Origin of the sequence: Pseudovibrio sp. Ad46 (assembly GCF_001623065.1) — a bacterium.
GTDB lineage: Bacteria > Pseudomonadota > Alphaproteobacteria > Rhizobiales > Stappiaceae > Pseudovibrio.
Map to the genome: position 1 here is coordinate 482987 of NZ_LMCG01000005.1, position 13096 is coordinate 496082.

At 51.1% G+C, this 13096-nt stretch carries 13 protein-coding genes; 5 read left to right on the forward strand and 8 right to left on the reverse strand.

What is annotated here, in order from left to right; all coding sequences use genetic code 11:
* Positions 1–8 precede the first annotated feature (8 nt).
* A complete protein-coding gene (locus PsAD46_RS03845; RefSeq protein WP_063306154.1) occupies positions 9–1367 on the reverse strand; it encodes a cobyrinate a,c-diamide synthase in 1359 nt (452 codons plus the stop codon).
* A complete protein-coding gene (gene cobA / locus PsAD46_RS03850; RefSeq protein ID WP_084404320.1) occupies positions 1364–2203 on the reverse strand; it encodes a uroporphyrinogen-III C-methyltransferase in 840 nt (279 codons plus the stop codon). Before cobA ends, PsAD46_RS03845 begins: the two co-directional genes overlap by 4 nt.
* A gap of 107 nt (positions 2204–2310) precedes the next feature.
* Between cobA and PsAD46_RS03855 the strand changes: the two genes are divergently transcribed.
* Both PsAD46_RS03855 and PsAD46_RS03860 read left to right on the forward strand, forming a co-directional pair.
* The gene (locus PsAD46_RS03855) at positions 2311–3429 is read left to right on the forward strand and encodes a cobalt-precorrin-5B (C(1))-methyltransferase (protein WP_057461676.1); all 1119 of its coding nucleotides are present in this window, start codon (positions 2311–2313) and stop codon (positions 3427–3429) included.
* Positions 3429–4205, forward strand: a complete 777-nt coding sequence (locus PsAD46_RS03860; RefSeq protein WP_057461679.1) for a precorrin-6A/cobalt-precorrin-6A reductase — start codon at positions 3429–3431, stop codon at positions 4203–4205. Before PsAD46_RS03855 ends, PsAD46_RS03860 begins: the two co-directional genes overlap by 1 nt.
* Here the strand turns inward: PsAD46_RS03860 and PsAD46_RS03865 are convergent.
* Complete coding sequence (locus PsAD46_RS03865; RefSeq protein ID WP_057461680.1) at positions 4195–4752, reverse strand: cytochrome b/b6 domain-containing protein; 558 nt, start codon at positions 4750–4752, stop codon at positions 4195–4197. The genes PsAD46_RS03860 and PsAD46_RS03865 overlap by 11 nt on opposite strands.
* Positions 4753–4889: 137 nt before the next feature.
* Between PsAD46_RS03865 and PsAD46_RS03870 the strand changes: the two genes are divergently transcribed.
* Both PsAD46_RS03870 and PsAD46_RS03875 read left to right on the forward strand, forming a co-directional pair.
* On the forward strand, positions 4890–5717 hold the full coding sequence (locus PsAD46_RS03870; RefSeq protein WP_057461682.1) for a RibD family protein: 828 nt from the start codon (positions 4890–4892) through the stop codon (positions 5715–5717).
* Between the two features lie 84 nt (positions 5718–5801).
* A complete protein-coding gene (locus PsAD46_RS03875; RefSeq protein WP_057461684.1) occupies positions 5802–6371 on the forward strand; it encodes an NUDIX hydrolase in 570 nt (189 codons plus the stop codon).
* Positions 6372–6404: 33 nt separating this feature from the next.
* On the opposite strand, the gene PsAD46_RS03880 is transcribed toward PsAD46_RS03875, so the two are convergent.
* The 4 genes from PsAD46_RS03880 to PsAD46_RS03895 are packed head-to-tail and all read right to left on the reverse strand — an operon-like array spanning position 6405 to position 9740.
* Positions 6405–7226, reverse strand: a complete 822-nt coding sequence (locus PsAD46_RS03880; protein ID WP_057461686.1) for a methyltransferase domain-containing protein — start codon at positions 7224–7226, stop codon at positions 6405–6407.
* Positions 7223–8332, reverse strand: coding sequence for a glycosyltransferase family 4 protein (locus PsAD46_RS03885; RefSeq protein ID WP_057461688.1), 1110 nt, complete (start codon positions 8330–8332; stop codon positions 7223–7225). Before PsAD46_RS03885 ends, PsAD46_RS03880 begins: the two co-directional genes overlap by 4 nt.
* Positions 8325–8744 carry a 6-carboxytetrahydropterin synthase gene (locus PsAD46_RS03890; RefSeq protein WP_057461690.1) on the reverse strand — a complete coding sequence of 140 codons (420 nt, stop codon included), beginning with the start codon at positions 8742–8744 and terminating at the stop codon, positions 8325–8327. The genes PsAD46_RS03885 and PsAD46_RS03890 overlap by 8 nt, the downstream gene beginning before the upstream one ends.
* A gap of 18 nt (positions 8745–8762) precedes the next feature.
* Positions 8763–9740 (reverse strand): zinc-binding alcohol dehydrogenase, encoded by a 978-nt coding sequence (locus tag PsAD46_RS03895; RefSeq protein WP_063306155.1) that lies wholly within the window; start codon positions 9738–9740, stop codon positions 8763–8765.
* A gap of 114 nt (positions 9741–9854) precedes the next feature.
* Here PsAD46_RS03895 and mdoH point away from each other — a divergent pair, with 114 nt between their 5' ends.
* Positions 9855–11729: a glucans biosynthesis glucosyltransferase MdoH gene (gene mdoH / locus PsAD46_RS03900; RefSeq protein ID WP_063306156.1), complete on the forward strand. Its 1875-nt coding sequence runs from the start codon at positions 9855–9857 to the stop codon at positions 11727–11729.
* 211 nt (positions 11730–11940) lie between these two features.
* On the opposite strand, the gene PsAD46_RS03905 is transcribed toward mdoH, so the two are convergent.
* The gene (locus PsAD46_RS03905) at positions 11941–13092 is read right to left on the reverse strand and encodes an OpgC domain-containing protein (RefSeq protein WP_063286622.1); all 1152 of its coding nucleotides are present in this window, start codon (positions 13090–13092) and stop codon (positions 11941–11943) included.
* Between the last annotated feature and the right edge of the window lie 4 nt (positions 13093–13096).

Sequence of the window (13096 nt, forward strand, 5' to 3'; positions counted from 1 at the left end):
TGCTGGAATTAGGAAGAAGCGGACCACCATTCTTCGCTTCTTTCTGCCACCACATGCGCGAAAGACCCCATGACACGCCCATTGATGTGGCCCAGAGGGTCCAGATCGTGATGCTCCGCATCCTGAGCATCAAAAAGTGACGGTACTTCTGATTTGACCGTCAGCGTTGAATAGTGGAACTCATGCGCACCCAACGGGTTCATCCAAGGAAAGCCAGCAGACCTTGCGGCCTCTGTTGCCTTCAGCTTCCGATAGCCTAAATGCAGCTTTCTCTTCGCAAAGCTGGTTTCAATCGGCAGCAAACCAAGCATCTCGTGGGACCGCCCACTTTTATCTGTCAGCGCTTCACCAAGTACCATGTAGCCGCCACACTCACCATAAATGAGCTTGTCTGCAGCTGCTGCAGATTTTATTCCGCGCTTAAAGATGTCTGCTTGAGACAACTGCCCCGCATGAAGTTCCGGATATCCGCCACTTAGGAAGATTGCATCAGCATTTTCTGATGGGCCTTCGTTTGCTAACGGAGAGAAGAAGGAAAGTGTAACGCCTTGCCTCTGCCAATCACTGAGCAGATGCTCGTAACTGAAAGCAAAGGCAATATCCTTAGCAATCGCGATATGTTGCCCAAGCGGAGGTAAATGAGAAATGCCTGTCAGCTTTTTGTTTTCCCGGGCAGGAATAGCAAGCACCTTCGCGAGGCGCATCAAGGCTGGCACATCCACACTTTCAGCAGCCACCTCACCAGCTGCATTTAGGAACTCTTCCAAATCCTCACGCTCACTGGCTTGCACAAGCCCTAAATGGCGCTCAGGCAACTCCAATCTCTTTGAGCGATAAAACGCGCCTAAGACAATGACATCCAAAGGCTCTAGAGCACGCCGCAAAATGCGCTCATGACGCGGAGACCCGACCCGGTTGAGAATGACGCCATTGATGTGGCAGTGCGGATGGTATGTAAGAAACCCATGGACAAGGGCAGCGACCGATTGAGCCTGAGACTTGCAATCAACCACCAGAATAATCGGCAGACCCAGATGAACCGCAAGCTCTGCAACAGAGCCAGACCCATCAGCTGCACCGTCAAAAAGTCCCATAGCTCCCTCAACAACCACAACGTCAGTGTGTTTTTCCTGTTCCGTGGCGTTGAGTGAAAGTTGCGCCAATGACATCGCCCAGGCGTCATAGTTCAGGCATGGCCGCCCGGAAGCCGCACTGTGGAAAGCCGGATCAATATAATCTGGTCCCGATTTGCCGGAGGCGATACGAAGCCCGGTATCACGAAGAGCACGCAACAGCGCCAGTGTAATCGTTGTTTTGCCAGACCCGGAAGACGGCGCTGCAATAACGAAACCCTTCGCAATGGTCATAAGACAGGCTCTTCTTTCAATTGAGAGGTTTGCGAGGTGCGCGCAAAAACTGGCTCAATCCAGTTCAGTTGCTCACGCAAATTCACCACATCACCAACGACAACAATCGCAGGTGGCTTAAGGCCACTACTTTCAATATCCTCAGCGCAAGAAGCAAGCGTTGTTTCCAGCACTTGTTGGTTCTGCTGAGTGGCATTGCAGATGACAGCAACAGGTTCAGCCGCACGTCGGCCACCACTCATAAGCTTCTGGGTAATGAGTGAAATATGCTTCATTGCCATATACATCACGATCACGGGTGATCCTTTGGCAAGAGCATCCCAGTCAAGTTCATCAGGCGCAACCCCATTCTGGTCATGACCTGTGAGGAACGTAACTGCTTGATTAATCCCTCGGTGAGTAGATGGAATTCCAGCATATGCCAGCCCGCCAACGCCAGCTGTGATACCCGGGATGATACGGAAGGGAACGCCAGCATCCACCAGCGCAAGAGCTTCCTCCCCACCGCGGCCAAATACAAACGGATCTCCACCTTTGAGGCGCATGACACGCTTACCGGATTTTGCAAGCTCCACCAGCTTGATCGAAATACTGGACTGCTTGGGGGAAGGTTTGCCACCGCGCTTGCCAGCATAAATGATTTCAGCACCTTCAGCCGCAAATTGAAGAATGCGTTCATCCACCAATGCGTCATAGACAATGACATCCGCTTGTCGCAAGCCATTCAAGGCATGCAGGCTCAGCAGACCAGGGTCTCCGGGGCCGGCACCAGCAAGCCAAACCCATCCAGCTTCAAGCACCGGAAATTCAAAGTGGGGGAGGGAGATATCAAACAAGTGGTTCTCATGATTTATGTGATTTTGCGTAGCAATTTAATTGGAAACCAATTGGAAGTCCAAAGCCTTCTGCTTGGTATATCTCGCTAAATCTGTATAGTCGCCGGATGGCTGGAACTGGGCAAAAAAAACTGAGAACAGGCTGGACAACAGGCGCCTGTGCAACCGCTGCGGTAAAGGCAGCGTATACAGCTTTGTTGTCTGGAGATTTTCCGGATCCGATCAGCATCACCTTGCCTCGTGGTGATACGCCATCCTTCGCACTCGCCTTCGAAAAACTGACTGAAAATTCTGCATCAGCTGCCATCATCAAGGATGCTGGTGATGACCCTGATGTAACCCACGGAGCGCTTATTCAGGCCAGAGTGACTTTCAACCCAAAGGTTACCGGAATTCGCTTTCTCGCTGGTCCTGGCGTTGGAACGGTTACGAAACCCGGGCTGCCGATCCCGGTTGGTGAGCCTGCCATTAATCCTGTGCCTCGCCAAATGATGACCCGTGAGCTGCAACAAGTGGCAGATGAGTACGGCGTAACTCTTGCTGTAGATGTTGAGATATCCATCCAAAACGGTGAAGAGCTGGCTCAAAAGACCATGAACCCGCGGCTTGGTATCATCGGGGGCCTCTCTGTCCTCGGCACAACAGGTATTGTCCGGCCATTTTCGTGTGCTGCCTGGATAGCATCCATTCATCGTGGTGTAGACGTTGCGCGTGCCACGGGCTTAGCCCATGTCGCAGCTGCAACAGGAGCAACCTCAGAAGATGTGTTGCGTGCCCACTATCCAGATTTATCCGAGCAGGCTTATCTTGATATGGGAGATTTCGCGGGTGGCCTGCTCAAATATCTGCGTGCGCACCCTGTTCGGAAGCTAACCATCTCTGGTGGAATCGCCAAGCTGACGAAGCTTGCACAAGGGGCTATGGACCTGCATTCGGCTCGCTCAGCAGTCGATTTTGATGCACTGGCAGATGTATTGGATCATGCCGGAGCTTCGAAAGAACTTCTCGCGGAAACAAGAGAGGCAAATCTAGTCTCTTATGTTACTCAAAGAGCTGCTGCAGAAAATATTCGTATGGGCGAGGTCGTTGCGCAGGGAGCCCAACGTGCGGCCTTAAGCATCCTTCGTGGGGCTGCTGTTAGCGTTGAGATTATCGTGGTGGATCGGCAAGGTCAGGTATTGGGTCATGTCCCGGCTGAAGAGCCTGCAAAACTGGAGCAGTTTTGATGCCAGAGAAGCCCAAAATCCTTGTGCTCGCAGGTACACGAGAAGTTAGAAAGCTGATTGCTGCACTGGCTGTGAATGCCGAATTCAAAGTCATTGCTTCACTCGCTGGAGTAACCAAAAACCCAGCAGACCTTGCGGTGATGACACGTACCGGAGGCTTTGGTGGTGTCGATGGCCTCTCGAACTACCTCCAAACTCAGGGCATTGCTGCCGTTATCGATGCAACCCACCCGTATGCTGCTCAAATGTCCTGTAATGCGGCCAAAGCAACAAGGCACCTCGCGATTCCGTTGCTCCGGTTTGAACGAGCCGCTTGGGAGCAAGCCAATGATGATATTTGGTATTCTGCAGATAACGTAGAAGCAGCACTGAATCTGATTCCACCCAGAGCGAAGGTTTTTTTTGCTGCCAGTGCCAAGATTGCTGCACCGCTGAAACAACGCCCGGACCTTACATTTGTAATCCGTACCTTAAATCGCCCGAGTGGGAGTGAAGTGCTTCAAAACGCGGAGTACATTGAAGGATTGCCAAATGAGAGCTGGTCCGAAGAATCCGAGCTTTTTAAGGTGCTGCAGGTAGACTGGCTCATCAGCAAAAACAGCGGCGGATCAGCATCCTACGGCAAAATCAGAGCCGCTCGTGAGCTACAGATGCCAGTTGCGATGCTTAAGCGCCCAAAGCCATCCGACGGCATTTTATGTGCGTCGATTGATGAGGTCTTGAAGACCTTAAAGGCTTGCGTGAAAAATACGCAACACTGCCAAACTAATCTTTAGGCTTCTGGTAAGGCGCCGTTGTCATCCGCTCGATAATCCCATCTTTAGCGATGAGCCAGTGATAGAGCGCGCCTAAAATGTGCAGCGTGATCAGCCATGCAAACACAACACCAACAGTTGCATGGAAATCCAGAACGCTTTCTGAAACTGGACGATTTTGCGAAACGATACTCGGCAGATCAAACAAGCCAAAAAATGGCATTGGTGCTCCGTAAAGGGAGAGGCCCACCCAGCCTAATATCGGATTTACGATCAGCACGAGATAGAGCAACCCGTGTACTGAACGTGAGACGATCCGCAGAGCTGGTGAAAGAGAGGCTGGCGGCGGTGGAGCAGGCGTAATCCAATGCTGAAGAAGGCGCAAAACCACGAGCAGGAAGAGCAGGATACCGATGCTCTTGTGATAGAAGTAGAGCGTATTCTGAAGGGCTCCAGGCCCCAGATCCGTCATCACCAGTCCCATGGGAACCATGATTAAGACCAGAATGGCGACGATCCAGTGATACGTCTTCGCCATGGCTGAATACCCGGCAACTTTATAGGCCATGCTCTATTCTCCTGATAATCCCAGAGGTTCCTGAAGAGCCCCTGCAATCTCCTGATCGACAGATTAATCAAGGTTCGTTACCACTAGGCTAACCTTAGGTGAGGTGAGCTGTGAACTCGGTAAAACAAGGGGGCTTGATGGACAGGGGCCACACAACACCAATACATCAACAAGATCATCCGAATAATTCTCAGTTGACCTGCGAAAAGCCGCTAGAACAGTCCTCGGGATATTTGTCTCCTGATGAATGGCAGGAGGTCTTAGCAGCGTCGGTGGAGAGGCGTGCACCAGACCTGCAAGGCTATGGCAGTGTGTTCGCACCTCTTTGCATGGCGCAAAAGCAATTTGTTATTGGTCAGCTTGGACAGTCAGTTGATGGCCGCATTGCAACGGTCACCGGAGACTCCAATTATGTGAGTTGTTCTGAAGCATTGATCCATCTTCACCGGCTCCGGGCAATTTGTGATGCTGTCGTAGTGGGAGTGGGAACTGCGGTTGCGGACAACCCTCAGCTCACTGTCAGGCATGTCAGTGGACGTCACCCGGCACGCATTGTCATCGACCCTTATGGCCGTATGCCTCGCGACAGTACACTCCTGCAGGATACAAATGCCCGCCGCATTGTGATTACGCGAACAGATGCCCATGCGCGTTATCCTGATGGAGTGGAATGCTTTCAGCTACAGCCAAATGCAAAAGGCCGTTTGTCCTGTGCTGAAATCCGGCATTTACTGCGAGAGTTTCGATGCATCCTCGTTGAAGGCGGTGCTTGGACGCTGTCTCGCTTTATCGAGCTGAAAATGATCGATCGTCTTCACTTGATGATCGCTCCGCTCATCATCGGATCAGGACCAAGAGGTCTTCAGTTGCCTGCGATTGATTATCTCGCACAGGCTATCCGCCCCAATGTCACTTGGCATCCTTTGGGTGTTGATATGCTGGCAGATCTGAGCCTGAACAATTAACTTTTCCAAAGGGTTGAAAAGCATTTCCTTTCACTGGCAAGTGCCCGTATAAATTTGCGTGAATTTCCGAATAAGGACACACGCATGCCAGAGCTCATCAGACGCACGACCCTTTGGGAAGCTAAAGGGCGGATTGAGGAAGTCGAAGTGCGTGTTGTTCACGAAGATGGACGCGAGCACATCACGACAGATCCGGTATGGGTTTACGGCGATTCAATTGCTGTGCTGGCTTATGACCCTCAAGCGAAAACAGTCCTGATCGTTAAGCAACTCCGAGTCGCGCCCTACATTATGGAGGAAGAGATTATCCTGGAGGCATGCGCTGGCGGAATCGAGATCAGCGATCTGTCCATAGAAGAAGCATGTATACGCGAAGCTCAGGAAGAGCTTGGGTGCCAACTCACCAATCTCACCAAGGTCGCGAATGTCTTCATCAACCCTGCACGTCTTGCAGAGCGGGCGCATTTCTTCCTCGCCGAGTACACATCCGGCGACCTGAATATTGAAGGGCGCGATCTGGATGAAGACGAAGATATTGAAGTTGTCGAGCTGTCATTCCAGGAGCTAAGAGAGCTCTACAACAAACAGGAAATCCGCTGCCCACGCCTCTTCATGCTCACACAAGCATTGATCTTGAAGAACATAGGCCTCTAATTTTGAGCGCTGGAAGCAAAGGTCTTCATAGCCTTATTGAGGCGGAAGGCCAACAATATCAACATGCCCGACCTGCAGTTGTGATTTACCTTTGCCAAGTGCTGCTAAACGAAATTCCAACCAATCATCCACGATTGTATCTGATACCCCAACTTCGCGTGCCGCTTGGGCCCACCCCTTAATCAGCTCCAGCTGCAAAGCATCGTCTTCAGGTGCGCACACCCAGTCAGAACGTCCGGTAAAGCAGGTGTAACCCGCCTTAAGCAATCGCTCACGAGCATGAAATCCACCAAGCGGCCCTAATGCAGACCCAAACCCTTTGTCCGTTGCTTGATGCTGATTGAATGCGCGCTGAATAAGCCGATCTGTCGGGTGGTGTGGTTTGCTCAGTAGGATACCGTTGTACGAAAGCCCTGCAAGAAACGGGAGTTTCAGCTGACGCATACGGGCAACAAAGCTATCCAGCCAGTTTGCACTCACAAGATCCAGAAAGGCCGAGGTAACAACCCCATGATGCCCTTCCAGAATATCCAGTGACCCGGCATCAGTCAGTTCGCAAACATCTGTTTTCGTTCTGGTATGAGGCAAGGGAGGAGAGATGCGTTTTGCAACTTTGAGAAGTTCAGGGTCGTTATCGATCAGTAACCACACTTGCTCCCTGTTTGACTCAATATGTTCGGCCAAATCCTGCAGAAAGGAACCGGTTCCAGCGCCCACATCTATGAGCCGGAGCGGGCCACTCTTGGGAGCATGCTCGACCAACCAGCTACAAAACTTTTTCATGACGTCTTTGTTGCGCGCACGCCGGTCTGCTTTACGACGTAATGAGAGCCATTCAGAGGAAAATCCACTCACCTGTGAGCCTCCAGTGTGCAAGCAAAGGCCTTTGCGCTGTCATTCCAATCTGGCAATGCACGAGCAGCAGCAAGGGCCCCAGTTGAAAGTTGAGAGCGTAACTCTTTGTTTTGAAGAAGTGTTTCGATGGCCTTGCCCAAAGCTAGAGGATCGCCCGCACCAACATGAAAGCCAGCTGTAGGCGGAACCGTCGATGCGACAGCGCCTTCGCCACTTGCAATAATCGGGAGCCCAAAACTCATAGCCTCCGCAAAAGCCATCCCGTATCCCTCATAGTATGTTGGGAGCACAAAGAGGTCGGCTGATTGATAGAAACCCGTTAGTTCAGCTTTGGGAATACCTCCATGAACGCGAATACGCTCTGTGAGGTCATGCTTTTTGATTTGAGATCGCACTTGGCTCGCATATTCTGGATCAAACCGCGTTTCTCCAATGAGATCCAGATGCCAGTCCAATTGCTTCAATTGCCCCAGCGCTTCAACTAAATGCAATTGCCCTTTTCGCGGTACCAACGACCCAACACAAAGCAACTTTGGGGCTGCCAGAGTATCGTTCGAGGTTGCAGCGCTCTCCGAGCCAGTTGGCCGATCAATACCGGGCAGAACAATACTGATCTTTTCCGCTGGAACGCCCATTTGAGAGATAAGCGTCTTTTGTGTCGAAGGACTGGTCACAATCACATGCTTTGCAAACGTGAGTGCTTTCGTCTCAGCCGCGCGGAGCACCTTTGCCAGCTCAGGGGCAATCCCACTTTCCAGAAACAGTGGGTGATGAACCAGCGCAATGAGATTGGAACGCTCAGCGATACTCTGCGCCAGATCAGATGAAGCCCCAAGCACCAAACCATCCACGATGATCAAAGCTGGGGGCTCTATTTCTACAATGACTTCAAGCGCCAGCTTTTTGTCAGCATCAGATGGGACCGGGTAGGTGCCTTCAAGGCTAATGAGTGAAACATTCCAGCCGTGTTTCTGCAGACCCCGAATGATCTCACGATCATATCGATAACCACCTGTGGGCGTATTCAGATCACCCGGAAAGACAAAATAGCAAGATCTGGCAGGTGCTTCTGCTGTCTGGCCTAAAGAAGGATGTAAGTTACTCATGAGCCTCGGATGCAGTCAACGGCGCCTCATAAGACGCACGCGCATTAGGGTTCTCAGAAATTGAAACGCGTACCTTGCTAAGTTCGCTCGGTTCGCGGCCCAGTTTATGTAGATAAGCAGCATCGCACACGCGCTGGTAAATGTAGCTACAGAGAAAATCGACCGTGGTGTTCCGCCCCTTGAACTGAGGAAGGTCATCAAGATTCTTGTAGTTGAACGGATGCAGGATTTCTGCCAGTACATCAAGCGCATTGCCAATGTCGATGACAATCCCGTTCTCATCCAGTTCCTCTGCAAAAATAGCGACGTGAACGTGTGCAGTAAGGCCATGAAGCTGAGAGGCAGGACCAAACACCTCTCCCTTCAGGCTGTGCGCGATCATAATGTGATTGCTGATTTCGACTGAATACATCTCAAAATCCTCATAAAATTAAGTGTAAACAATGGGTTGGCATAAAGTATCTTTCTTGCCTGAAAGAACGTCTTTCAAATCCTTCGGCGCTTTTTCAAATTCGATGGGAGGCGCGAGCAAAGTATCGAGTACGTCATCTTTCAGAAGAGAGATTGCCGCCTCCATTCGCCTGCGGTGCGTCCAGCGTGGCCTCATGATGGGGGCAACCTGACCGACTTGAGATGAGATAAGACTGAGGCGCTGACTGTGAAAACTCCCGCCAAGAACAAGGCCGGAAGGGCGCGAGCCATACCAGGACGCCTCCACAATTCTGGCTTCTCTCCCTGCAATTCGGATCGCAGTGTTCAAGCCAGCTTCAGAGGCGCTGCAATGCACGACAACATCTTGATTTTCGGGAGCAACTTCCGGCAAGGAAAATGCGCAGGAAAACTCGTCTGCAATGTCCTGCCGCTTCGGGTTGACGTCAATCATAGTCACGTTCGCACTTGCGATACGAGCGCAAAGATAGCCAACCAGCGAGCCAACAGTGCCAGCACCAACCACGGCAACATTGGAGCATGGCAGAATAGCTGCATCCCACATGATGTTCAGCGCTGTTTCCATGTTTGCTGCCAGAGTGGCGCGGGTGCTCGGTAAATCAGAAGGGATAAGATAGAGCGCATCTGCGGGGAGCAGAAAGTTGCTTTGGTGCGGAAAAAGAGAAAAAACGCGCTGACCCGCTTTTAAATTATCTTTTGTTTCAATCACTTCAGAAACGTTTGCGTAGCCGTATTTAACAGGAAACGGAAAGGTCCCTTCCTGAAACGGAGCTATCATCCGCTCCCGCTCGCTTACTGGCACATCGCCACGATAGACAATGGCCTCCGTACCTCGGCTGATCGCGGAAGCATGAGTTTTTAAGTAAACACGGTTACCAGATGATTTAGAGAGTTTTTCCTCTCTTATTTCAATGGTTTGAGGCGCAGTGTACCAAAGCGCTCTGGCTAACTCAGACAAGAAACGCGCTCCCCGGATCGCTAAGTTTTCACAAATATACTCTAGGGAAACGTGAACAAAGGAAACTAGCAGAAATGTAGGTGCCTCTAAAAACAATAATAATTTGGGTAGGACATGACAAAACAATCACGGGTTCCTGAAGAGAACGCCCGCACTAGTCTTGTTGACCAGCTGCTCTCCACCAACATCATTGACAAGCATCAGGAAAATAAGCGTTTATTCAGGCGCAGACTGATCTTTGGAGGGCTCGTTCTAACCTCTTTAGCAGTGTTGACCACCATCATGTCACTCACACTGTTCCTCAACGGCTTTGCCCTTTCAAAAGTCATGATGCTTCTCGCATTTCTGGTAACCTTACCATGGCTTGTCATCGGCTTCTGGCATGCTGTCATTGGCTTAGTGCTCATGAGGTTTTCTTCAAACTCCACCGCTCAGGTATACGCTGGCACGCCGCTGGGTACACTTGACCTAAAAAAGCCCTTACAGAACAAGCAAACCGCCTTGCTTTCCTGCGTGCGAAACGAAGACTCGCCTGAAGTGGCTGCCAAGCTGGAAGCGATGCTTCAAGATCTGGATCGTCTGGAAAAGCTCAACGGCTTCTCTCTCTACATCCTGAGTGACAGCAATGATCCTGAGCATACCCGGCAAGAAATGCGGGAGTTCTCCCTGCTGCGGGCACGATGGCAAAATCGGATTGAAGTGCTTTATCGTAGACGTGAAAAGAATACCGGCTTCAAAGCAGGAAATGTCGAAGATTTCTGCCGCAACTGGGGAACACGGCATGAATATGCGATCACGCTGGATGCTGACAGCTTCCTCTCAGCAGAATCTTTATGCCACCTTGTAAGCAAAATGAATGCAAATCCGCGTTTGGGTATTTTGCAAACACTTGTTCTGGGGCTTTCAACCAACTCGTTCTTCACCCGTGTTTTCCAGTGGGGAATGCGCTTGGGAATGCGCTCCTACACTCTTGGCGCGGCGTGGTGGCAAGGCTCGTCAGGTCCGTATTGGGGACATAACGCGATTTTTCGCATAAAGCCCTTCACGCAGTTCTGCATGTTAGAGCCTCTGCCAGGAAATGACGCATTGAGCGGCCCGATCCTCAGTCATGATCAGGTTGAAGCTGCGATGATGGCAGACGCGGGCTATGAGGTGCGCGTATGGCCGGTAGAAGGTGGCAGCTATGAAGAAAACCCACCTCATTTAATCGAGTTTATCCGCAGAGATCTGCGCTGGTGTCACGGAAACCTTCAGTACATTAAATTGCTCAGAGAGCCCGGGTTTAAGCTGTTGGGACGAATCCAACTTGGCCTTGCAATCCTCATGTTTGCTGGCTCTCCGGCATGGCTTGTTTTTATCGCAATGGCGATTTTAACCGCATCCGTTTCAGCGCCCGAGACGATAACATTCGACCCGTTTTACGGCACGATCCTGATTGTGGCCATCATGAGTATGGTCTTTGCACCCAAACTTGCGACGCTTGCCCATGTCCTGACGGTTCGGAACGAACGCCGGGAGTATGGCGGCTCTTTCTCGGTGTTTATCAGCGCATTCTTCGAACTGGTCTATTCCATGTTGCTAGCACCAGTCATGGCAATTGCGCACAGCATCTTTATTGCACAACTGTTCGCAGGACGAAAAACGCAATGGGGAGGGCAGGAAAGACAACCCCATGGTATTCCGTTCATTTTGGCAGTGAAGAAGTTCTGGCCTCAAACTCTTTTCGGCCTTTGCGGTGTGATTTGGATGATGGATTATACCTTTGCAGATACGTGGCTTCTGCTTCCGGTAATCCTTGGACCATTGCTAACAATACCGTTTGCAATGATCACCTCAAAACCAGCGCTCGGTATGTACTTTAAACACTCCGGACTTTGGGTGTTGCCTGAAGAAAAGAAAACGCCGCTTGAACTGCAAGGCCTCAATAAAGAGCAGCGCCGTGTAGAGTTGGAACTTGCCAAGGCAAACCGAGCTGCGGCCACGCGATAAAAGAATAAGCTGAAGGTGGTGAGAGCCATCAGGTTTCCAGGAAAAAGCCGGTTGCGTAAATGGCACGCAACCGGCTTTCTGATTTCTGGGTTTCTATTGAACTGGCAAAGCTACAGCGTATCTCCGAAAAGTGGAAGCCGGTTTTCGGATAAAGATACGCAAAAACAAAGACTAAAGCAGCTCAGGTGTTTCAACTTAAATGCGAACTGCTTTAGGAAGCTGGCTTTTCCTTTGGCTTTCTCCATGGCTCACCCTTAAACCATGCCACGGTATAGGCGACGGCAATTAAGCCTGCAAAACCAAGCAAGTTTGCCATGATTCCACCTGTGACCGTGCCTTTCAAACCGAGCTCATCCCGGAAGATTGCAATGCCTTGCGCAAGAATGAGGCTCGCAAGAAAAACAGCGAGAGACTGTTGGCCTACCTTCTTGATGACCCGGACAACTTTGCCACCAAAACCGCCCATGAGCAGCCGTTGCCCGCCTTCTCCAACAGCCACCCAAGCCACATAAGCAAGGGCAAGGAAGTGGATGTAGCGCAGGAGGCCCATCTCGGATTTTACGGTGAGGTCGCTGATATCATTTGCAATTCTGCGGAGCTCAGGCACCTCATTGAGAATGCGGAAGTAAGCAAACGGAATCGTAAGAATAATAATCGAGGCGCTCAGGAACAAGAGACGTTTCTTGACTGGAGGAGCCGGAATCCAGCCCTTGATGAAGGCAAATCCGGTAAAGAACAGCAACTGCCATGCAAATGGATTGAAGAACCAACGGCGATCGGACCATGGCTCAGCAGGGAAATCCACCAGTCGGAAGGTTGCGATCAGCCAAAATGCAATGATGATTGCTGCAACCGCACCTCGTCCGGCCTTGTAATAGGCAATCATGATCACCGGCAACATCGCAAGGATCACCAGATACATTGGCAGAATATCGAAGTAGTTCGGCACATAGGTAAGGGTCAGCAAACCTGGCAGCTGGAAGATCGGATCTTCGAAGAAGTGCCAAAGGTTCAGCTTCCCGACATAGTCGTCGCTGGTCCAGCCGTTGATTTGCAGGAAGGCAAGCATGCCCGCAACGGCGAGGAACAGGCAGATATGGGCCCAATAAACTTGCCAGACGCGATAAAGAACACGCGCGCTGCCCATGACCAGGCCATGCAGTTCAAAGACGCGCCCGAAGGCAATTGCGGAGGCCATGCCAGAGCAAAACACAAATATCTCGGTTGCATCGGAGAACCCGAAACGCGCCGGAATCCAAAGAGCCCACCCGTTTGCAGGAAGGTGGGCTATGAAGATGATGAACATTGCGATCCCTCGAAAAAAATCGAGGCGTGGATCTCTTGGTCGGCTGGCCGTTTTCATAGGG

Bases quoted from the DNA above. Each gene is read 5' to 3' on its own strand.
- PsAD46_RS03905 (WP_063286622.1), bottom strand. From the start codon at position 13,092: ATGAAAACGGCCAGCCGACCAAGAGATCCACGCCTCGATTTTTTTCGA.
- PsAD46_RS03885 (WP_057461688.1), bottom strand. From the start codon at position 8,332: ATGAGTAACTTACATCCTTCTTTAGGCCAGACAGCAGAAGCACCTGCC.
- PsAD46_RS03865 (WP_057461680.1), bottom strand. From the start codon at position 4,752: ATGGCCTATAAAGTTGCCGGGTATTCAGCCATGGCGAAGACGTATCAC.
- PsAD46_RS03855 (WP_057461676.1), top strand. From the start codon at position 2,311: ATGGCTGGAACTGGGCAAAAAAAACTGAGAACAGGCTGGACAACAGGC.
- PsAD46_RS03870 (WP_057461682.1), top strand. From the start codon at position 4,890: ATGGACAGGGGCCACACAACACCAATACATCAACAAGATCATCCGAAT.
- PsAD46_RS03845 (WP_063306154.1), bottom strand. From the start codon at position 1,367: ATGACCATTGCGAAGGGTTTCGTTATTGCAGCGCCGTCTTCCGGGTCT.
- PsAD46_RS03860 (WP_057461679.1), top strand. From the start codon at position 3,429: ATGCCAGAGAAGCCCAAAATCCTTGTGCTCGCAGGTACACGAGAAGTT.
- PsAD46_RS03875 (WP_057461684.1), top strand. From the start codon at position 5,802: ATGCCAGAGCTCATCAGACGCACGACCCTTTGGGAAGCTAAAGGGCGG.
- PsAD46_RS03890 (WP_057461690.1), bottom strand. From the start codon at position 8,744: ATGTATTCAGTCGAAATCAGCAATCACATTATGATCGCGCACAGCCTG.
- mdoH (WP_063306156.1), top strand. From the start codon at position 9,855: ATGACAAAACAATCACGGGTTCCTGAAGAGAACGCCCGCACTAGTCTT.